This window comes from Mycolicibacterium rutilum (assembly GCF_900108565.1).
GTDB lineage: Bacteria > Actinomycetota > Actinomycetes > Mycobacteriales > Mycobacteriaceae > Mycobacterium > Mycobacterium rutilum.
On sequence record NZ_LT629971.1, the window covers coordinates 2106586 to 2127211 of the forward strand.

Sequence of the window (20626 nt, forward strand, 5' to 3'; positions counted from 1 at the left end):
GTGTGATTGGCGGTTCCGGTGCCGGGCCACCGACGTGAGGTCGGCGACCCGGCCCGGAACTCAGTTCACCGGTGTCCCTCAGAACGGCAGGAAGCTGGTGAACGCCTCGATCAACGCGGCGAACGGGTTGGTGGACCCGCCGCCGGAGTCGCCGCCCTCGGCGCTGGCGCCGCCGTCGCTTCCCCCGAAGCCGAAGATGCTCAGCACCCCGTTGAGGAAATTCGACAGCAGCGACGACGACGATGCGCTGGTGCTCGAGGTGTCACCCGAGCCCCCGTTCGCCGTTCCGCCGGCGTCACCGGCGTTCGTGTCGCCACCGGTCCCGGTGCCGCTGCCGCTGCCACCGGATCCGTCCCCGCCGGCACCGCCGCCGCCAGAGCCGTTGCCGCCGTCACCAGCGCCGCCCGTGGCGTCACCCGAGCTCGCGTCGCCGCCGGTCGCACCGCCGCCGGTGGCCGCGCCACCCGCGCCGCCGTCGCCGGTATCGCCACCCGCGCCGCCGGTGCTCGTGCCGCCGTCGCCGCCGGCACCGCCGGTGGGCGTGCCGCCATCGCCGCCGGCGCCACCGCTGGCGTCACCGCTGGTGGCCGCGCCCGTCGTGACCGCGCCACCCGCGCCGCCGGTCCCGGCGCCGCCGCTGGTATCGCCGGCAGCGCCACCGTTGGCCGATGCAGTGCCGCCGTTGCCGGCGCTGGCGTTGCCGCCGTTGCCGCCAGCGCCGCCGCCACTGTTGTCACCGCCGCCGCCGACGCCGCCTGCGCCACCCGCGCCGCCGCCACCGGTGTTGCCGCCCGCACCTCCGACTGCAGCGCCGCCGGGTCCGCCGGCGCTGGCGCCGCCGGGCCCGCCCGCTCCGATACCGCCGGCACTGACCCCGCCGCCGCTGGTTGCGGCGCCGCTGGCGCCGCCCGTGCCGCCGTCACCGCCGTTGGCGTTGCCGGCGCTGCCGCCGGTGCCGCCGTTGGCGTTACCGCTGCCGCCGCCGACGCTGCTGCCGCTGCTGCCGCCGGATCCGCCTACCGCGGCGCCGCCGGTCGCACCGCCGCCTCCCGCGGCGCCGCTGCCGGCGCTGCCGCCGGTGCCACCGCCGCCGGTGCCGCCGCCACCCACACCGGCGCCGCCGGTGCCACCCGCGCCGGTGCCTGTACCGCTGCCCGTGCCGCCGTCACCGCTGCTGCCGCCGGTGCCGCCACCGCCGCCGCTGTTGTTGCCGTTACTGCCGCCGTCGCCGCCCTGCAGGGGCAGGTCGCCCCAGGCGCCGCTGACGCTCGACGGTGCGGCCAGCAGCTGCGAGGCAGCGTCATCCGGCACCACCGTCAGTCCGCCAAACGACAGCGCCAGCGCACCGGCAAACGCCGCCGCGACGGCGCGCTTGGCCGTCGGTGAGTATGTCTTGCGTTCCATTCCTATGTCCTTACTGATCAGAAGACGCTCGTCGCGTCCCGGAATAGTTGATGGCAAAAGTTCTCTGCCTGTCGTCACTCGATTCGCCGTGACGTGGTCCCCGAACCCCCTTTTTTCGTGCACTTTTATCCGACCGCTTATCGACTGGGTGAAACCGGACATCGCCGGAAACGCTGCCGGTATCGCAGACCGAACAGCGGCGGAGCGCGAGAGATTTCGTCGCGTCGAATGGGCCGCGTCGAGACGTCACCCGAGCCGTCATCGGAGGACACGCCCCGTCCCCCCGGCCGGTTACCGGCAATTCGCTGGCTCGACACTATTTCGCAGCCTCCCCCCACCGCCGGACGCAACGCTGAGTACCTGCTGAGCAGTGGCGCGGTAACTGTATGACTTTGCTGAGATTTGCGTCAAGGTTTTTGCCGATTCGGCTCAGGCGAATTTTTTCGCCCGCGTTCGAAGGCTTCGATCAGTGCGCGGCGCGTCCACGCATAGCGGCACCACCACCTCGGCCTGCGCGCCTTCGCGGCGCCAGGCGGGCGTCCTGAACTGCAGGTTATTAGACATTCTCAGTGCAGGTCAGGCGCTTGCACATGCAAATAGATCGTGTCGTCGCCAACGTCGCCGGCGGGATCGCGGACGTGCTTGGCAACGCCGCTCGGTGCGTCTCGGGCAACGGCAGTCGAGATAGCAGGAGGGCGGTAGTGACGTGCGTGCAACGTTGCTTATGCAAGAAGAATGACCACAGGATTGTTTGCTGAATCAGATAACCGGCGTGCTTGTCCATCGGTCTCGGCTGATCGCGGACGGCCCGGCGGTCGGGATGCATCGCAGCCCAACCGAATCCTTGCCTTCGCTATAAACGCTGTGGTGTGGGACTTCCGGTGCGGCTCAGGACAGCTTTGGCGATGGCAGGTCCAGGCTTTCGTTGGCGCGTGGGTGTCACGTTGACGCGAATATCTATTTGCGTTGCCGGTCAGAAAATCAAGATCTAATTAACGTGTTAGTTACACGCTTATCTCATATGTTGCCCTGGCGCGTCGGCCCATAGACGGGCGAGTGCAGGGGGTGATGATCTCTCGTTGCGAACGGCAATGCCGACCAAGAATTATCGTTGATTATGCAAATTACTGCTCCAATAGACCTTTCCTGCACGCTTAATGAATTCAATCGCTGACACCGCGATCGCGGCTTAGATTTAACTGGACCGTCGTTTTCAGCAAACGAACTGAGGCGGCCGCCATCCGCAGCGGTTGACCGCACCCTATGCTCGGGCGGTGGCATCAAACCCCGATTCCTCCGCCGGCTCAGAAGTCTCCGACGCCGACCGCATCGCGGCCGCAGACGCCTACATCGACGCCCTCGCCAGTCACCGGGCGGACGCGGTGCCGTTCGCGCCCGGCTGCGTACGCGTGGAACAGGGCGTGAAGACCGGATTCTCCGGCGACCATCTCCGGCGCAGCCTCAACAACGGCCCGCAGTACCGCATCATCGCGGCGACAACCGACCGGAAGTTCACGGTCGACGGCGACCACGTGCACGCGACGTTCACCGTCGTCACCAAGGCCAAGATCGCCGGACGCCGGGTCGTCGCGCCGGTCCGCGAAACGTTCCTCATCCCCGCCGCGGACGGCAGGATCCATCACATCCGCGCGCGGTTCAGTCCCGCCATCCGGCGCGACCAGACGTAAAGTGCCCCCGATCGGCGAGGATCGGGGGCACTTTGCGGCTGTTCGCGCGACAGGGGCGCGCGGGGATTAGATGCGCTCGATGATCGTGCCGGTGGACAACGCGCCGCCGGCGCACATCGTGATCAATGCCGTGCTCTGATCGGTGCGCTCCAACTCGTGCAGCGCGGTGGTGATCAGCCGGCTGCCGGTGCTCCCGACTGGGTGCCCGAGCGCGATCGCACCGCCATTGACGTTCACCCGGTCCATGTCGGGCTCGTGCACCCGCGCCCAGGACAACACGACCGAGGCGAAGGCCTCGTTGATCTCGACGATGTCGATGTCGCCCATCTTCATGCCGGCCTTCTCGAGCACCTTCGATGTGGACTGCACCGGACCGTCGAGGTGGTAGTACGGCTCCGCGCCCACGAGCGCCTGGCTGACGATGCGCGCCCGCGGCTTGAGGCCGAGCGCGCGGGCCTTGTCCTCGTCCATCCACAGCACGGCCGCGGCGCCATCGGAGATCTGCGACGAGGTGCCCGCGGTGTGGATGCCGTCGTCGAGCACGGGCTTGAGCGACGCCAGCCCCTCGAGGGTGGTGTCGCGCAGCCCCTGGTCGCGCGTGACGACGTGGCGCTCGCTGGTCGGCTGCTTCTGCTCGTCGAGCACCGGCGCCTCGATGCCGCTGATCTCGCGGTCGAACCGGCCCTCGGCCCACGCTAGCTTGGCCTTTCGCTGCGAGTCGAACCCGAACTGGTCGATCTCCTCGCGAGTGATGCCGCGGCGCTTGGCGATTCGCTCGGCGGCGGTGAACTGATCGGGCAGATCGATGTCCCACGACGCGGGGCGCAGGATGCTGCGATCGGGTCCGGCGTTGGCCCCCAACCCGACTCGGCTCATCGCCTCGATGCCGCAGGCGATGCCGATGTCGATGGCGCCCGCGGCGATCAGGCCGGCGACGAGGCCGTTGGCCTGCTGACCGCTGCCGCACTGGCAGTCAACGGTCATCGCGCCGACGTGATCGGGCAGTCCGGCCACCAGCCAGCTCACCCGGGTGATGTTGTTGGACTGCTCGCCGAACTGCGTGACGCAGCCGCCGATGACCTGCTCCACGTCGGCGGCGTCGATGCCCGCCTTCTCGACGAGAGCCTTCTGCGTGGCACCCAGCAGTTCGGTGGCGTGCAGGCCGGAGAGCCAGCCGTTGCGCTTACCGATGGGGCTGCGAGTGGCTTCAACGATGACAGGGTTACCCATTCCGTCAGGCTAGAACACGTTTCATTACTCTGACAAGCAAGGATGGTGACCTGCCTTTTATCTGCGCAGAAGGCATGTTTTACTGGCACTAGAACACGTTGCAATTGAGGAGTTCATACACATGCCAAGCCTGATCCCAGCTGACTTCGACTTCCTCGACGCGACCCTTAATCTCGAGCGTCTGCCGGTTGCCGAACTCGCCGAGCTGCGCAAGTCGGAGCCTATCCACTGGGTCGACGTGCCCGGCGGTACGGGTGGCTTCGGCGACAAGGGCTATTGGCTGGTCACCAAGCATGCCGACGTCAAAGAGGTGTCCAAGCGCAACGACATCTTCGGCAGTTCACCGGACGGCGCCATCCCGGTCTGGCCGCAGGACATGACCCGCGACGCCATCGACCTGCAGCGCGCCGTGCTGTTGAACATGGATGCGCCGCAGCACACCCGGCTGCGCAAGATCATCTCGCGTGGTTTCACACCGCGCGCGATCGGCAGGCTCGAGGACGAGCTGCGATCGCGTGCGCAGCGCATCGCCCAGACGGCCGCCGCCGAGGGCTCCGGCGACTTCGTCGAGCAGGTGTCGTGCGAGCTGCCGCTGCAGGCCATCGCCGAACTGCTCGGCGTGCCGCAGGACGACCGCGACAAGATCTTCCGCTGGTCCAATGAGATGACGGCGGGCGAGGACCCGGAGTACGCCGACGTCGACCCCGCGATGTCGTCGTTCGAGCTGATCCAGTACGCGATGAAGATGGCCGAGGAGCGGGCCAAGAACCCCACCGAGGACATCGTCACCAAGCTGATCGAGGCCGACATCGACGGTGAGAAGCTCTCCGACGACGAGTTCGGCTTCTTCGTGATCATGCTCGCGGTGGCGGGCAACGAGACCACCCGCAACTCCATCACCCACGGCATGGTCGCGTTCACCCAGAACCCCGAGCAGTGGGAGCTGTACAAGCGAGAGCGCCCGGCGACCGCCGCCGACGAGATCATCCGTTGGGCCACGCCGGTTTCGGCGTTTCAGCGCACCGCGCTCGAGGACACCGAGCTGTCCGGGGTGAAGATCAAGAAGGGCGATCGGGTGGTGATGAGCTATCGGTCGGCCAACTTCGACGAAGAGGTCTTCGAGGACCCGCACAGCTTCAACATCCTGCGCGACCCGAACCCGCACGTGGGCTTCGGCGGCACCGGCGCGCACTACTGCATCGGCGCGAACCTGGCGCGCATGACGATCAACCTGATCTTCAACGCGGTCGCCGACAACATGCCCGACATCAAGCCGATCGGCGAGCCCGAGCGGCTGAAGTCTGGTTGGCTGAACGGCATCAAACACTGGCAGGTCGACTACACCGGTAAGAGCGCGTAGTCCGGATCGCCGCTCGCGCAGCGCAATCGAATCAAGGAGGATTCGGGTGGACTTCAGTCCCGATGAAGGGCAGTTGGCTGTCGCCGATGTGGTCACCTCGGTGCTCAGCAGGGACAATAGTTGGGACGCCCTGGTGTCCGGCGGCGTGACCGCGCTGGCGGTCCCGGAGCGCCTCGGTGGCGACGGCGTCGGGTTGCCCGAGGTGGCCACGGCGCTCACCGAGATCGGCAGGCACGGCACCGTCAGCCCCGCGCTGGCGACACTGGGCTTCGGGCTGCTGCCGCTGCTCGAGTCGGCGACCGAGGAGCAGCAGGACCGCTATCTGGGCGCGGTGGCGAAGGGTGCTGTGCTCTCGGCCGCGCTCAACGAACCCGGCGCGCCACTGCCGGATCGGCCGACGACAACCTTCGCCAACGGCAGGCTCAGCGGTACCAAGGTCGCTGTTCCGTATGCCGGACAGGCGGATTGGCTGGTCGTGACCACGGACAACGCGGTCGTTGTGGTCTCGCCGAAGGCCGACGGTGTGTCGGTGACCAAGACCCCCACGTCCAACCACGGCGACGAGTACACCGTGACGTTCGCCGACGCCGAGGTCGACGGCGTGCTCGACGGTGCCACCGCGCGACGGGTCAATCAGCTGGCGGTCGCGGCGATCGGCGCGTTCGCGGCGGGACTGGTGGCAGGCGCGCTGCGGCTCACCGCCGACTACGTCGCGAACCGCGAGCAGTTCGGCAAGCCGCTGTCGACGTTCCAGACCGTCGCCGCTCAGCTGGCGGAGGTATACATCGCCTCGCGCACATTGACATTGGCTTCCAACGCGGTGACGTGGCGACTGTCGGAGGGCCGCGACGCGGACGACGACATCGACATCCTCGGCTACTGGCTGGCCTCGCAGGCGCCGCCCGCGATGCAGCTCTGCCACCACCTGCACGGCGGCATGGGAATGGACATCACCTATCCGATGGACCGCTACTACTCATCGATCAAAGACCTGGCGCGCCTGGTGGGCGGACAAGCACACCGGCTCGAGTTGGTGGGAGCGCAATGTTCATCGAACTGACCCCGGAGCAGAAGCAGCTGCAAGCCGAACTGCGGGAGTACTTCTCGAATCTCATCTCGCCCGAAGAGGCCGAGGAGATGGCCAAGGACCGCCACGGCAAGGCCTACCGCACGGTCATCAAGCGGATGGGCTCGGACGGCAAGCTCGGCGTGGGCTGGCCCAAGGAATTCGGCGGGCTGGGCTTCGGCCCGATCGAGCAGTCGATCTTCGTCAACGAGGCACAGCGCGCGGACGTGCCGCTGCCCGCCGTGACGCTGCAGACCGTCGGACCCACCCTGCAGCAGTACGGCACCGAGGCGCAGAAGAAGAAGTTCCTGCCCGCGATCCTCGCCGGCGAGGTGCACTTCGCGATCGGCTACACCGAACCGGAGGCGGGCACCGACCTGGCGTCGCTGCGCACGACCGCGGTGCGGCAGGGCGACGAGTACATCGTCAACGGGCAGAAGGTGTTCACCACCGGCGGGCACGACGCTGATTACATCTGGCTGGCGTGCCGCACCGACCCCGAAGCGGTCAAGCACAAGGGCATCTCGATCCTCATCGTCGATACCAAGGATCCGGGCTACTCGTGGACGCCAATGATCCTGTCCGACGGCGCGCACCACACCAACGCCACCTATTACAACGACGTGCGGGTCCCCGCCGACATGTTGGTCGGCGAGGAGAACGGCGGCTGGAAGCTGATCACCACCCAGCTGAACAACGAGCGGGTGATGCTCGGGCCGGCCGGCCGGTTCGCCGCACTCTACGATCGGGTGCACGCGTGGGCGTCGAAACCCGGTGCCAACGGCGACATCCCGCTCGAGCACGCCGACGTCAAGCGTTCGCTCGGCGAGCTCAAGGCGATGTGGCGGATCAACGAGCTGCTCAACTGGCAGGTCGCCGCGGCGGGAGAGACCATCGACGTCGCGGATGCGGCCGCCACCAAGGTGTTCGGCACCGAGCGCATCCAATACGCCGGCCGGCTGGCCGAGGAGATCGTCGGCAAGTACGGCAACCCCGCCGAACCAGAGACGGCGGAACTGCTGGAATGGCTTGACTCGCAGACGAAGCGAAACCTGGTGATCACGTTCGGCGGAGGTGTCAACGAGGTGATGCGGGAGATGATCGCGGCCGCGGGGCTGAAGGTGCCGAGGGTTCCGCGGTGAGCGCAGTCGAGGATATCCAGGCCGCGGCCGAACGGGTCAAGGCGGAGGGCAAGAGCAAGCCACGCGTCGGCAGGCACCCGGTCAACCAGCCGATGATCGACCACTGGCTCGATGCCATGGGCGACAAGAACCCCATCTACGTCGACGACGCCGCGGCCAGGGCCGCCGGGCATCCCGGCGCGGTCGCTCCGCCGGCGATGATCCAGGTGTGGACGATGATGGGCCTGGGCGGGGTCCGCCCCGACGACGACCCCCTCGGCAAGATCCTCGACCTGTTCGACGAAGCAGGCTACATCGGTGTGGTCGCGACGAACTGCGAACAGACCTACCACCGGTATCTGCGCACGGGTGAAGAGATCAGCGTGACCGCCGAACTGACCGACGTCGTCGGGCCGAAGAACACCGCGCTCGGCGAGGGCTTCTTCATCACGCAGAAGATCACCTGGTCGGTGGGCGATGAAGACGTGGCCGAGATGCTATGGCGCATCATGAAATTCAAGCCCGCCGACAGCAGCGCAGGCACCTCGGTGCCCGACGACCTGGATGCGGGCATGATGATGCGGCCCGCGTCGTCGCGGGACACCAAATTCTTCTGGGACGGTGTCAACGCCCACGAGCTGCGGATCCAGAAGCGCGGCGACGGCACGCTGGTGCACCCGCCGGTGCCCGCACTGTGGTTGGACAAGGACCAGCCGACCGACTACGTCGTGTCCAGCGGCAAGGGCACCGTGTTCAGCTTCGTCGTCCACCACGCGCCGAAGGTGCCCGGACGCACGCTGCCGTTCGTCATCGCGCTCGTCGAACTCGAAGAAGGCGTGCGGATGCTCGGTGAGCTCCGCAACGTCGACCCTGCCACCGTGGAGATCGGAATGCCGGTTCGCGCAACGTATATCGACTTCCCGGAGGGCGACTCCGGTCCGGCGTGGACGCTGTACGCGTGGGAGCCGGAGGCATGAGCGCCCCTGCCGTGCCGGTCGGCACCAAACTGCCCGAACTCGCGCTGTATGGCGACCCCACCTTCATCGTGTCGACGGCCATCGCCACCCGCGACTACCAGGACGTGCACCATGACCGGGACAAGGCGCAGGCGAAGGGGTCCAAGGACATCTTCGTCAACATCCTCACCGACACCGGTCTGGTGCAGCGCTACATCACCGACTGGGCCGGGCCGACCGCGCTCATCAAGTCGATCTCACTGCGCCTGGGCGTGCCGTGGTACGCCTACGACACCGTGACGTTCACAGGCGAGGTGACCGCCATCGACGGTGAGGTGATCACGCTGAAAATTGTTGGCAGCAACAGCCTCGGCGATCACGTGATCGCCACCGCGACGCTCACGATCGGCGGAGGTGCCTGATGGCGGGTGAGTTCTCCGGCAAGGCGGCGATCGTCGGGATCGGCGCCACCGACTTCTCCAAGAACTCGGGCCGCAGCGAACTACGGCTCGCCTCGGAGGCGGTCCTCGACGCGCTCGACGATGCGGGCCTGACGCCCGCCGACGTCGACGGCATGGTCACGTTCACGATGGACTCCAACACCGAGGTCGCGATCGCGCGGGCGACGGGCATCGGTGATCTGAAGTTCTTCTCGAAGATCCACCACGGCGGCGGCGCGGCGTGCGCCACGGTCCAGCAGGCGGCCATCGCCGTCGCGACCGGTGTCGCCGATTGCGTTGTGGCGTACCGCGCGTTCAACGAGCGGTCGGGGGTGCGGTTCGGCCAGGTGCAGATGCGGCTGGTGGAGAACGCCGACTCGACCGGTGTCGACAACTCGTTCTCCTATCCGCACGGGCTGTCCACGCCGGCGGCGCAGGTCGCCATGATCGCCAGGCGCTACATGCACCAGTCGGGCGCGACGAGCCGTGACTTCGGCGCCATCTCGGTCGCCGACCGCAAACACGCGGCCAAGAACCCGAAGGCGTACTTCTACGAGAAGCCGATCACCATTGAGGATCACCAGAATTCACGCTGGATCGCCGAGCCGCTGCGGTTGCTGGATTGTTGCCAGGAAACCGATGGCGGCGTGGCGCTCGTGGTGACGTCCGCGGAGCGGGCCAAGGACCTCAAGCACCGGCCGGCGATCATCGAGGCGGCGTCGCAGGGGTCGAGCCCGGACCAGTACTCGATGACCAGCTACTACCGCGCCGAACTCGGCCTGCCCGAGATGGGGCTGGTCGGACAGCAGCTGTGGTCGCAGTCCGGCCTGACGCCGCAGGACATCCAGACCGCGATCCTCTACGACCACTTCACGCCGTTCACGCTGATCCAGTTGGAAGAACTCGGTTTCTGCGACCGCGGTGACGCCAAGGACTTCATCGCCGACGGCGCGATCGAGGTCGGTGGCCGGCTTCCGATCAACACCCACGGCGGGCAGTTGGGCGAGGCCTACATCCACGGCATGAACGGAATCGCCGAAGGCGTGCGGCAACTGCGCGGTACCTCGGTCAACCCGGTGCCCGACGTCGAGCATGTCCTCGTCACCGCGGGCACCGGCGTGCCGACCTCGGGCTTGATCCTGGGCTGAGCCCTCGGCACCCACTACCCTCTGTGGGGTGAGTTCGTCGACCCCACCGGACCCCTGGCAGGAGCAACCAGACGCCCCGGATGAGACGGACACCGGTCCGCTGGAGAGGGTTGCGCCCGAACCCGATCCGGACGGCTGGGGGCCGCAGTGGGACGATCCCGGCCCACCGCAGCCGAGCACCTGGGCGGAACGGTTCGAGGCGCCGCTGACGGTGAGTCCCCGCACCCTGCAGCGTCAGCGCAACACCAAGCCATTCGTCATCGGTGCCGCCGTGGTCGGGGCGGTCGCGGTGGTCGGCGGCCTGATCTTCTGGTGGACGACGCGGCCGTCGTCGGAGGAGGCCGAAGCGCCCAGCGCCCCACCGGCGACGTCGACGTCGACGCAGCCCGCCAAGGCTGAGGAGGCGGCGCAACTCCTGAAGCAGTTACCGAAGGGCTACCCGGCCGGTACGTGCGAACCGGCTGACTCGTCGGAAAACGCTGTCGCACAAGTGGTTTGCGAGCGAAACGCCGACCCCGGCGGCCCGGTGTCGGCGACCTACACGCTGGTCGCCGACCGCGCGGCGCTGGACAGCGAGTTCGGAGCGGCGATGGCCACCGCGACGCGGGTCAACTGCCCCGGCAACATCCAGTCGCCCGGACCCTGGCGGCGCAACGCGACACCGGACCGGATCAGCGGCCAGTTGTTCTGCGGACTGCGCGACGGTCAGCCGACCGTGGTTTGGACCGACGACGTCAAGATGACAGTCAGCGCCGTCCGAGCGGGGCCCGACGGCCCGACCTTCCCACAGCTGTACGCGTGGTGGTCTTCCCACTCGTGACGGCGCTGACCGACTGACTACTTAGGGGGTCAGGGCGCCGGCGCGTAGATGACCGGCGTCGGCACCTCGTCACCCGCGGGCACCGGCGTGCCCTGGCTGCCCGCGGGCAGCGGCGCGCCCTCGGTGCCTGCCGGAGCCGGCGCGGCCGGAGCCGGCGCGGCCGGAGCCGGGGCCGGAGCGGGTGCACCCGCCGGAACGGGCGTTCCGGCGGCGGCGGGAACCGGCGCACCAGCGATCGCCGGGGCAGGCGCACCCTCGACGATCGGGGTGCCCTGGCTGCCCTCGGGCAACGGCGTGCCCTGGCTGCCCTCCGGCAACGGCGTGCCCTGGCTGCCCTCCGGCAGCGCTTCAGTGGCCGCCGGCGTGGCGGCGGTGCCCTCGGGTGCCTCGGTCGCGGGAGCAGCCTCGGCCGGAGCGGCGGTCGCCGGGCGCTGCGCGGGGTAGCCGCTGTACGACGACGATGACGGCGACGAACTCGTGCTCGAGGCCGGCGGTTCGGTCCAGACCAACAGGTCCTGGCCACCGGCGTTGTAGACCACGCTGTCCGGCGTGGGGCCGGTGACGTCGAAGTAGACCTTGCCGGAGGTTTCCTGGCCCTGCGCGATGGTCGCGGGGTTCACGCCCTGCGGTGTGGCGGCGCCCCACAGCGCGCGGTAGGTGGTTCCGTCAGCGGCCCGGGCGTTGAAGTTGGACACGATCGGCGTCACCGAGCCCTGGATCGCCTGGTCGGTCGCGGTGGCTTCCCACAGCGTTCCGGCCACCGGATGCGGAATGGTGTCGCTGCTCTGTTTGAGGTCGGTGACGGTCCAACCCTGAATTACCGTGCCGTCGACCAACTTGCCCTGGCTGCCCAGTGTCGTGGTCTCGACTGCTGCCGGCTCGGCTTCGGCGAGCGCCAGCGGCGCGCCGATCATTCCGGCCGTCGCGGTTGCGGCCAACATGCTGGTGAACTTGCTGATCTTCACGATGTGCTCCAGACTCGTCCGATTGGTCACCTCTGTTGGGAAACTATCAGGTCATCTGGGGGTTGTGGACCGCGGATCGGTTGCGGCCGTTCACAATCGACCGCTCGCGAATTGCAGCGGGCAATTTCACCTTCGCCGACGCAAAGCGCCTGGCGTTGCAGTTCAGCCCATTACGGGCATAACGGCAAACCCGATTGCCGTCAGGCCGGCACGAACTCCACACCGGCGAGCGCGACCGCGTCCTCACGCTCCGGCGCGGTCACCGTCGCAACGAAGCCGTCGCCGTTCTTCCAGATGCTGGCCTTGAGGGTTTCACCCGGGAACACCACTCCGGCGAAGCGCGCACCGTAACTGGCCAGCCGCGCGGTGTCACCGTCGAGCAGCAGGTCCACCATCGCCTTGCACGTCATGCCGTAGGTACACAGGCCGTGCAGGATCGGGCGCGGAAAACCGGCGGCCGCGGCGAAATCGGGATCCGAGTGCAGCGGATTGCGGTCGCCGCACATCCGGTACAGCAGGGCCTGCTGCGGCGACGTCGGGATCGCGATCTCGAAATCCGGTGCGCGCTGCGGCGGTTCCGATGAGGTGGACGGGCCACGTTCACCGCCGAAGCCGCCTTCACCGCGGGCGAAGATCGAGCGCCGCTGCGTCCACAGCACTGTGCCGTTCGGATCGGTCACCGTCGTCTCCGACCAGATCACCGCGGCCTTGCCCTTGTCCCAGATGTCGGTGAAGCGGGTGACCGCGATTCCGGTGCCCGACGGCGGGATCGGTCCCGGCGCCGACACGGCCTCGCTGGCGTGCAGCACCTTGGACAGCTCGATGTCGATGCCCGGGAACTTCACGGTCGGCGGTTCGGTCATGTGAAAGCTCTGCGCGACGTTGCCGAACGTCGGCAGCACCTGGGGGGTGTCGTCGGTCAGGTAACGGAGCTCGCGCTTGTCCATCGGATCGCCGCCTGCGCCGAGCCCGAGGTGATAGAGCTGGATATCGCTGCTGGTCCAAGAGAACTCGGCGGCGGGGAGCTCAGCGCCGAGCGCCTCGTCAAGATTGATGGGCATGCGTCAACTCTTTCCGGCGATGTCGAGTGCTGCGAGGTAACCGAACGTCATCGCCGGGCCGATCGTGCCTCCGGGGCCGGGATAGGTGTGGCCCATCACCGGTGCGCTGACATTGCCTGCGGCATAGAGCCCTTCGATCACCGAGCCGTCGTCGCGCAGCGCGCGGCCGCGCACGTCGGTGACGATGCCGCCCTTGGTGCCCAGGTCGCCGGGCACCATCTTGGCCGCGTAGTACGGCGCATGGCTGAGCTCACCGAGGTTCGGGTTCGGCTTGTTGGTCGGGTCGCCGTAGTACCGGTCGTAGGCGCTCTCGCCGCGTTTGAAGTCCTCGTCGACGCCCGAGCGCGCGAAGCCGTTGAACCGCTCGACCGTCGCCTTGAACGCGTCGACGGGCAGCCCGGTCTTCTCGGCCAACTCCTCGAGGGTGTCCGCCTTGACGATCACGCCCGATTCCAGCCACTTACTCGGGATCCGCTGTCCCGGTTGCAGTCCGGCGAAGATGTAGCGGTCGCGGTACTGCTGGTCGAACACCAGCCAGGCGGGGATGTTCTCGCCCGGCCCCGGGCCCTGGCCGTACTTGCCGCCGTACATGTGATGGCACGCCTCGACGTACGGCATCGACTCGTTCATGAACCGCTTGCCCGCCATGTTCACGATGATCGAACCGGGGGAGTTGCGCTCGGACAACGCGAACCACGGGGCGCCGGGCAGCGGCACCGTCGGGCCCCACCATGCGTCCTCCATGACGTCGAGGGCCGCGCCCAGTTTCTCGGCGGCCAGGATGCCGTCGCCGGTGTTGGCCTTCGCGCCGACCGTCCACTCGGTGGTGATCGGGGCGCGCTGGTACTTCACTCGCATCTGCTCGTTGTGCTCGAATCCGCCGCTGCCCAGGATCACGCCCCGGCGCGCCCGGATCAGTTCGGGCTCAACGCTTTCCGGCGAATTGGTGTCGCGCACGTAGATCCCGCGCACCACACCGTCCTCGATATAGAGGTCGGTCAGCGCGGTGTTCAGCCGCACCGGCACACCGGCCTCGCGCAACCCGATGCGCAGCGGCGCGATCAACGCGCGGCCCATGCCGACGAGGTTCTTGCCCGCGACCTTGCCCCACGTCGCGCGCACACCGACCTTGAGGCTGCGCAACACTCCGCGCGGGTGGCGCTTGAGCTGGTTGAGCCGGACGTAGTCCTGCTGCATCACCACCATGTTCATCGGCACCTTGCCGTACGGCGGCTCCAGGCCGGGCAGATCGGAGCCCAGCTTCTTTGCGTTGAACGGTTTGGGCTCCACGGAACGGCCGGTCGGCTTGCCGCCCGCGGTCTCCGGGTAGTAGTCCGAGTAGCCCGGCACCCAGCACAGCTTCAGCGGCGAGTGCTTGAGCACGAACGACAGCATCTCCGGGCCACGCTCCAGATAGGTGTCGATCTTCTCGGCAGGCACCACGTCGCCGATGATCGCGTGCAGATATGTGCGGGCGGCCTCGGCCGTGTCCTTGACCCCGTCGCGCTTGAGCACCTCGTTGTTCGGGATCCACACGCCGCCACCTGACCGCGCAGTGGAACCGCCATAGTGCGGAGCCTTCTCAACGACTATCGTCGAGAGGCCCTGGTGAGCTGCGGTAAGGGCGGCGACCATGCCGGCTGCACCGCTGCCGACCACGACGACGTCATACTCCTGTCCGGTCATGTAGAACACGTTATAGAATTGCCCGGCCGACCCACAACTGGGCCGGTCGACGAAACGAGGGGACTTCACCCAAGATGCTCAGTTCCGAGGTGCGTGAACAGCTGGCCGCCGACCTCGCCCAGGCCGAACGCAGCCGCGTCCCGATCTCGCCGCTGACCGACGCTCAACCGGACATCGACGTCGTCGACGCCTACGAGATCCAGCTGATCAACATCCGCCAGCGTGTCGCCGAGGGCGCCAAGGTCATCGGGCACAAGGTCGGGCTGTCGTCGAAGGCGATGCAGCAGATGATGAACGTCGACGAACCCGACTACGGTCATCTGCTCGACGAGATGCAGGTCTACGAGGACCGGCCGGTGAAGTCGGCGGGCTACCTCTATCCGCGCGTCGAGGTCGAGGTCGGGTTCATCCTCGCCGACGACCTGCCCGGCGAGGGGTGCACCGAGGACGACGTGCTCGCGGCGACGGCCGCGTTCGCGCCCGCCATCGAGTTGATCGACACCCGGATCACCAACTGGCAGATCAAATTGTGCGACACCATCGCCGACAACGCGTCCTCGGCGGGCTGGGTGCTCGGCGAGGCGCGGGTCTCGCCGAAGGACGTGGATATCCGAGCCATCAATGCCACTTTGACCAACAACGGTGAGGTCGTCGCCGAGGGCCGCAGCGATGCGGTGCTGGGCAACCCGGTGACGGCGGTCGCCTGGCTGGCCCGGAAGGTGGACAGCTTCGGTGTGCGGCTCAAGGCCGGCGACATCGTGCTGCCCGGCTCCTGCACCCGTGCGATAGATGCACCTCCCGGCAGCCATTTCGTCGCAGACTTCACCGGGTTAGGTTCAGTACGACTGGATTTCGAATAGGAGCCGTCTCATGGCCGACAAACTTTCTGTCGCGATCGTCGGATCGGGCAACATCAGCACCGACCTGCTCTACAAACTGCTGCGTTCGGAGTGGCTGGAACCGCGCTGGATGATCGGCATCGACCCGGAAAGCGAGGGGCTGGCCCGGGCGCGCAAGCTGGGCTTGGAAACCTCCCACGAGGGTGTGGACTGGCTGCTGGCGCAGAGCGAGAAGCCCGACATGGTGTTCGAGGCCACCAGCGCCTACGTGCACCGCGACGCGGCGCCGCGCTACGCCAAGGCCGGCATCCGTGCGATCGACCTCACGCCCGCGGCCATCGGGCCCGGCGTGATCCCGCCGGCCAATCTGCGCGAGCACCTCGACGCGCCGAACGTCAACATGGTCACCTGCGGTGGCCAGGCCACCATCCCGATCGTGTACGCGGTCAGCCGCGCGGTCGAGGTGCCCTACGCCGAAATCGTGGCGTCGGTGTCGTCGGCGTCGGCCGGTCCGGGCACGCGCGCCAACATCGACGAGTTCACCAAGACCACCAGCGCCGGTGTGCAGAACATCGGCGGCGCGCAGCGCGGCAAGGCGATCATCATCCTCAACCCGGCCGAGCCGCCGATGATCATGCGCGACACCATCTTCTGCGCGATTCCCGACGACGCCGACCACGACGCGATCACCCAGTCCATCAAGGACGTGGTCGCCGAGGTGCAGACCTACGTGCCGGGTTACCGGCTGCTCAACGAACCGCAGTTCGATGAGCCGTCGGTGGTCAACGGTGGCCAGCATGTCGTCACCACGTTCATCGAAGTGGAGGGTGCGGGCGACTACTTGCCGCCCTACGCTGGAAACCTGGACATCATGACCGCCGCAGCGGCCAAGGTGGGCGAGGAAATCGCCAAGGAGTCGTTCAGCAAGGCAGGGGCACAGGCATGAGCGTCAGCGAGGAGCGCAGCGGATCGCGCGTCGGCACCGCGGACATCTACTTCAACCCGATCTGGGATGTCCGGATGACGGACACCTCACTGCGCGACGGCAGCCACCACAAACGTCACCAGTTCACCAAGGACGAGGTGCAGGCGATCGTCGCGGCCCTCGACGCCGCCGGCGTGCCGGTCATCGAGGTCACCCACGGCGACGGTCTCGGCGGGTCGAGCTTCAACTACGGGTTCTCCAAGACACCCGAACAGGAGCTGATCAAGTTGGCCGCCGAAACGGCCACCGAATCCAAGATCGCCTTCCTGATGCTGCCCGGCGTGGGCACCAAGGAGGACATCAAGGAGGCGCAGAACAACGGCGGCTCAATCTGCCGGATCGCCACCCACTGCACCGAGGCCGACGTGTCGATCCAGCACTTCGGTCTGGCGCGGGAACTCGGTCTGGAAACCGTTGGCTTCCTGATGATGAGCCACACCATCCCGCCGGAGAAGCTTGCCAAGCAGGCCCGCATCATGGCCGACGCCGGCTGCCAGTGCGTGTACGTCGTCGACTCGGCGGGCGCGCTGGTGCTCGAAGGTGTCCGCGACCGGGTGGCCGCGCTGGTCGCCGAGTTGGGGTCGGATGCCCAAGTCGGTTTTCATGGCCACGAGAACCTTGGGCTCGGCGTCGCCAACTCGATCGAGGCCGTGCGTGCCGGTGCCAAGCAGATCGACGGCTCGTGCCGCCGCTTCGGGGCGGGCGCGGGCAACGCGCCGGTCGAGGCGCTCATCGGCGTCTTCGACAAGATCGGCGTGAAGACCGGCATCGACTTCTTCGACATCGCCGACGCCGCCGAGGAGGTCGTCGCTCCCGCGATGCCCGCCGAGTGCCTGCTCGACCGCAACGCGCTGATCATGGGCTACTCGGGTGTGTACTCGAGCTTCCTCAAGCACGCGATCCGCCAGTCCGAACGCTACGGGGTGCCCGCGCACCAGCTGCTGCACCGCGCGGGCCAGCGCAAGCTGATCGGCGGCCAGGAGGACCAGCTGATCGACATCGCGCTGGAGATCAAGCGCGAGCAGGACGCGGCGGCGAGCTAACCGGCCCGGCTTCGCCGCCTGCGGACCAGCCACACGGCGATCAGCACGCCGGCGACCGCGAACAGGCCGTACTGGTAGCGCGACGTCCAGGTGGACACGACTTCCCAGTTGTCGCCGAGTTGGTAGCCGGCCAGCACCAGCAAGCCGTTCCACGTCGCGCTGCCGACCGCCGTCAGCACGACGAACCGTCCGAAGGGCATGCAGTACATCCCGGCGGGTATCGAAACGAGGCTCCGGACAACGGGAATCATGCGGCCGATCAACACCGCCGCCGATCCGTAGCGACGGAACCAGGCCTCGCTCTTGGCGAGATCGTCGGCGGAGAACAGCGGTAGCCGCCCGACCAACCGGTGCACGCGGTCGCGTCCCAGGCGCGCGCCGATCAGGTACAGCACCATGGCCCCCACCACGGATCCTGCGGTCGTCCCCGCGATGGCTTCCCACAGCGACATCTCGCCGCGGGCGGCGGACAACCCCGCCAGCGGCAGGATGATCTCGCTCGGCAGCGGCGGGAAGATGCTCTCGAGGGCGATGGCCGCGCCGGCGCCCACGCCGCCGAGCCGGTTCATCAACGACACCGCCCAGCCGGCAGCACCACCGATGTCCGGCGAGCTCGCCACGACCGCGGTGTCCATGACCCCGACGGTAGACGAGGGCTACGGCAGTCGCTGTTGCGCTGGTGTCGGCGCGGCCGGGCACGATGGAGCCATGATGACCCGCGACGACGCGCAGCAGATCCTCGAGCAGCTGGCAGGCCCGCAGGCCGTGTTGCGCGACGACCAGTGGGCCGCCATCGAGGCGCTGGTCGTGCACCGCCGTCGGGCGTTGGTCGTGCAACGCACCGGCTGGGGCAAGTCCGCGGTGTACTTCATCGCCGCCAAGCTGTTGCGCGCCGCCGGGCACGGGCCGACGGTGATCGTCTCGCCGCTGCTGGCGCTCATGCGCAACCAGGTCGCGGCCGCCGACCGGGCGGGGGTGCACGCGGCGACCATCAACTCGAGCAACGTCGCGGACTGGGACGGCATTCAGGACCGCGTGCGGCGCGGGGAGCTCGACGTTCTGCTGGTCAGCCCAGAACGGTTGAACAATCCCGACTTTCGCGACGCGGTGCTGCCCGCGCTGGCCCACGACGCCGGGCTGGTCGTGGTGGACGAGGCGCATTGCGTCTCGGACTGGGGCCACGACTTCCGACCGGATTACCGGCGCATCCGCACCCTGATCGGCGAGCTCGGCGCCGGCATCCCGGTGCTGGCCACCACGGCGACCGCCAACGACCGGGTGGTCGCCGATGTGGCCGCGCAGCTCGGCGTCGGCGGTGGTGACACGATGGTGCTGCGCGGCGGGCTGGACCGCGAATCCCTGCGGCTGTCGGTGGTCCGAGCGGGCAACCCGGCACAACGCGCGGCTTGGCTTGCCGCACATATTGATTCGCTGCCCGGGTCGGGCATCGTCTACACGCTGACCGTCGCGCAGGCACACGACATCGCCGCGCTGCTGCGCGAGCAGGGACACCCGGTCGCGGCCTACACCGGTTCGACCGAAGCCGCTGAACGCGAGCAACTCGAGGCCGACCTGCTGGCCAACCGGGTCAAGGCGCTGATCGCGACGTCGGCGCTCGGCATGGGTTTCGACAAACCCGACCTCGGGTTCGTCGTGCACCTGGGCGCCCCGTCCTCGCCGATCGCCTACTACCAGCAGGTCGGCCGCGCGGGCCGCTCGACGGCCAGCGCCGAGGTGATCCTGCTGCCCGGCCACGAGGACCAGGACGTCTGGCGGTACTTCTCCTCGGTCGCCTTCCCCTCTGAAGCCATGGTGCGCAACGTTATTCGAGAGTTGGATCCCGAACGCCCGCAGTCGACGGCCGCGCTCGAGCCGCTCGTCGACCTGAACCGGACCCGGCTGGAGATGGTGCTCAAGGTGCTCGACGTCGACGGCGCCGTGCGGCGGGTGAAGGGCGGCTGGATCGGCACCGGGCAGGAGTGGACCTACGACGAGCAGCGCTACCGCACGCTCGACGAGGCCCGCAAGCGCGAGCAGCAGGCGATGCTCGACTATCAGGACACCGACGGCTGCCGAATGGCCTTCCTGCGCAGGCAACTCGACGATCCCGACCTGACCGAGGGGGAGCGGTGCGGCCGGTGCGACAACTGCGCCGGATCGCGCTACGACGGCGCCGTCGACGCCGCGGCGGTGGCCGACACCAGATCCCGGCTCATGCGACCCGGCGTCGAGATCACCCCGCGCAAGCAGTGGCCGTCGGGGCTGGCCACACTCGGACTCGACCTGCGAGGCCGCATCGCCGACGGTCCGCAACCCGGCCGGGTGATCGGGCGGCTCACCGACCTCGGCTGGGGCGCGCGACTGCGCCGACTGCTCGACGAACCGGACGCCGAGGTGCCCGACGACGTCGTCGACGCCGCGGTGCAGGTGCTGGCGTCGTGGGACTGGGTGGTCCGGCCGGCCGCGGTGCTCGCCATGGACTCCGCCACCCACCCCGTCCTGATCGGCTCGCTGGCCCGCTCGCTCGCCCGCCTCGGCCGGCTCACCGATCTCGGTGCGCTGCGCTACGCGCCGACCCGACGGCCGGTGACAGCGGCGAACTCGGCGTACCGGGTCGCCGCGCTGCACGGCGCGTGGGAGGCCCCGGATCTGCCCGCGGTCCCGGGCCCGGTGCTGCTGGTCGACGACTTCACCGACAGCGGGTGGACGCTGACCATGGCTTCCCGTGTGGTGCGCGATGCCGGAGTGGCCGATGTGCTGCCGTTCGCCATCGCGGCGGTCAGCTGAACAGGCAGTTGTTTAGCCCGCCGGGGG

The 20626-nt window shown here is 68.2% G+C and carries 18 protein-coding genes; 12 read left to right on the forward strand and 6 right to left on the reverse strand.

Translation table 11 applies throughout. From position 1 onward, the window contains the following. Window positions 1-78: 78 nt before the first annotated feature. On the reverse strand, window positions 79-1404 hold the full coding sequence (locus BLW81_RS10235) for a hypothetical protein (RefSeq protein ID WP_083407064.1): 1326 nt from the start codon (window positions 1402-1404) through the stop codon (window positions 79-81). A 1274-nt stretch (window positions 1405-2678) separates the two neighbouring features. On the opposite strand from BLW81_RS10235, the gene BLW81_RS10240 reads away from it, so the two are divergent. Continuing rightward, on the forward strand, window positions 2679-3092 hold the full coding sequence (locus BLW81_RS10240; RefSeq protein ID WP_083407065.1) for a DUF8021 domain-containing protein: 414 nt from the start codon (window positions 2679-2681) through the stop codon (window positions 3090-3092). A 66-nt stretch (window positions 3093-3158) separates the two neighbouring features. Here the strand turns inward: BLW81_RS10240 and BLW81_RS10245 are convergent, their stop codons facing one another. Further along, entirely contained in the window at window positions 3159-4322 is a 1164-nt protein-coding gene (locus BLW81_RS10245) for a steroid 3-ketoacyl-CoA thiolase (RefSeq protein WP_083407066.1), read from the reverse strand. Window positions 4323-4443: 121 nt separating this feature from the next. Between BLW81_RS10245 and BLW81_RS10250 the strand changes: the two genes are divergently transcribed. From BLW81_RS10250 to BLW81_RS10280, 7 genes are read left to right on the forward strand one after another with little or no spacing between them, the layout of a single operon-like run. Continuing rightward, window positions 4444-5682, forward strand: a complete 1239-nt coding sequence (locus BLW81_RS10250; protein ID WP_083407067.1) for a cytochrome P450 — start codon at window positions 4444-4446, stop codon at window positions 5680-5682. Window positions 5683-5728: 46 nt separating this feature from the next. Continuing rightward, on the forward strand, window positions 5729-6742 hold the full coding sequence (locus BLW81_RS10255) for an acyl-CoA dehydrogenase family protein (RefSeq protein WP_083407068.1): 1014 nt from the start codon (window positions 5729-5731) through the stop codon (window positions 6740-6742). Beyond that, complete coding sequence (gene fadE29 / locus BLW81_RS10260; RefSeq protein ID WP_083407069.1) at window positions 6727-7890, forward strand: acyl-CoA dehydrogenase FadE29; 1164 nt, start codon at window positions 6727-6729, stop codon at window positions 7888-7890. Before BLW81_RS10255 ends, fadE29 begins: the two co-directional genes overlap by 16 nt. Then, window positions 7887-8846 carry a bifunctional MaoC family dehydratase N-terminal/OB-fold nucleic acid binding domain-containing protein gene (locus tag BLW81_RS10265; protein ID WP_083407070.1) on the forward strand — a complete coding sequence of 320 codons (960 nt, stop codon included), beginning with the start codon at window positions 7887-7889 and terminating at the stop codon, window positions 8844-8846. Before fadE29 ends, BLW81_RS10265 begins: the two co-directional genes overlap by 4 nt. Beyond that, window positions 8843-9247, forward strand: a complete 405-nt coding sequence (locus BLW81_RS10270; RefSeq protein ID WP_083407071.1) for a MaoC family dehydratase — start codon at window positions 8843-8845, stop codon at window positions 9245-9247. The genes BLW81_RS10265 and BLW81_RS10270 overlap by 4 nt, the downstream gene beginning before the upstream one ends. Continuing rightward, window positions 9247-10413: a 17-hydroxy-3-oxo-4-pregnene-20-carboxyl-CoA lyase gene (locus tag BLW81_RS10275; RefSeq protein WP_083407072.1), complete on the forward strand. Its 1167-nt coding sequence runs from the start codon at window positions 9247-9249 to the stop codon at window positions 10411-10413. Before BLW81_RS10270 ends, BLW81_RS10275 begins: the two co-directional genes overlap by 1 nt. Window positions 10414-10441: 28 nt before the next feature. Next, window positions 10442-11233: a hypothetical protein gene (locus tag BLW81_RS10280; RefSeq protein ID WP_083407073.1), complete on the forward strand. Its 792-nt coding sequence runs from the start codon at window positions 10442-10444 to the stop codon at window positions 11231-11233. Window positions 11234-11262: 29 nt separating this feature from the next. Here the strand turns inward: BLW81_RS10280 and BLW81_RS10285 are convergent, their stop codons facing one another. The 3 genes from BLW81_RS10285 to kstD form a co-directional block, all read right to left on the reverse strand. After that, window positions 11263-12198 carry an MPT63 family protein gene (locus BLW81_RS10285; protein ID WP_235632234.1) on the reverse strand — a complete coding sequence of 312 codons (936 nt, stop codon included), beginning with the start codon at window positions 12196-12198 and terminating at the stop codon, window positions 11263-11265. A 200-nt stretch (window positions 12199-12398) separates the two neighbouring features. Further along, the gene (locus tag BLW81_RS10290) at window positions 12399-13259 is read right to left on the reverse strand and encodes an enoyl-CoA hydratase ChsH3 (protein WP_083407074.1); all 861 of its coding nucleotides are present in this window, start codon (window positions 13257-13259) and stop codon (window positions 12399-12401) included. A gap of 3 nt (window positions 13260-13262) precedes the next feature. Then, on the reverse strand, window positions 13263-14945 hold the full coding sequence (kstD, locus tag BLW81_RS10295; RefSeq protein WP_083410448.1) for a 3-oxosteroid 1-dehydrogenase: 1683 nt from the start codon (window positions 14943-14945) through the stop codon (window positions 13263-13265). Window positions 14946-15019: 74 nt separating this feature from the next. Between kstD and BLW81_RS10300 the strand changes: the two genes are divergently transcribed. From BLW81_RS10300 to dmpG, 3 genes are read left to right on the forward strand one after another with little or no spacing between them, the layout of a single operon-like run. Beyond that, window positions 15020-15805 (forward strand): 2-keto-4-pentenoate hydratase, encoded by a 786-nt coding sequence (locus tag BLW81_RS10300; protein WP_083407075.1) that lies wholly within the window; start codon window positions 15020-15022, stop codon window positions 15803-15805. 10 nt (window positions 15806-15815) lie between these two features. Continuing rightward, the gene (locus tag BLW81_RS10305; RefSeq protein WP_083407076.1) at window positions 15816-16730 is read left to right on the forward strand and encodes an acetaldehyde dehydrogenase (acetylating); all 915 of its coding nucleotides are present in this window, start codon (window positions 15816-15818) and stop codon (window positions 16728-16730) included. Beyond that, window positions 16727-17812, forward strand: a complete 1086-nt coding sequence (dmpG, locus tag BLW81_RS10310; protein ID WP_083407077.1) for a 4-hydroxy-2-oxovalerate aldolase — start codon at window positions 16727-16729, stop codon at window positions 17810-17812. Before BLW81_RS10305 ends, dmpG begins: the two co-directional genes overlap by 4 nt. Here the strand turns inward: dmpG and BLW81_RS10315 are convergent. Next, window positions 17809-18447 (reverse strand): DedA family protein, encoded by a 639-nt coding sequence (locus BLW81_RS10315; protein ID WP_083407078.1) that lies wholly within the window; start codon window positions 18445-18447, stop codon window positions 17809-17811. The two genes, dmpG and BLW81_RS10315, sit on opposite strands and share 4 nt — an antisense overlap. Before the next feature lie 73 nt (window positions 18448-18520). Between BLW81_RS10315 and BLW81_RS10320 the strand changes: the two genes are divergently transcribed. After that, window positions 18521-20599: a RecQ family ATP-dependent DNA helicase gene (locus BLW81_RS10320; RefSeq protein ID WP_083410449.1), complete on the forward strand. Its 2079-nt coding sequence runs from the start codon at window positions 18521-18523 to the stop codon at window positions 20597-20599. Window positions 20600-20626 lie beyond the last annotated feature (27 nt).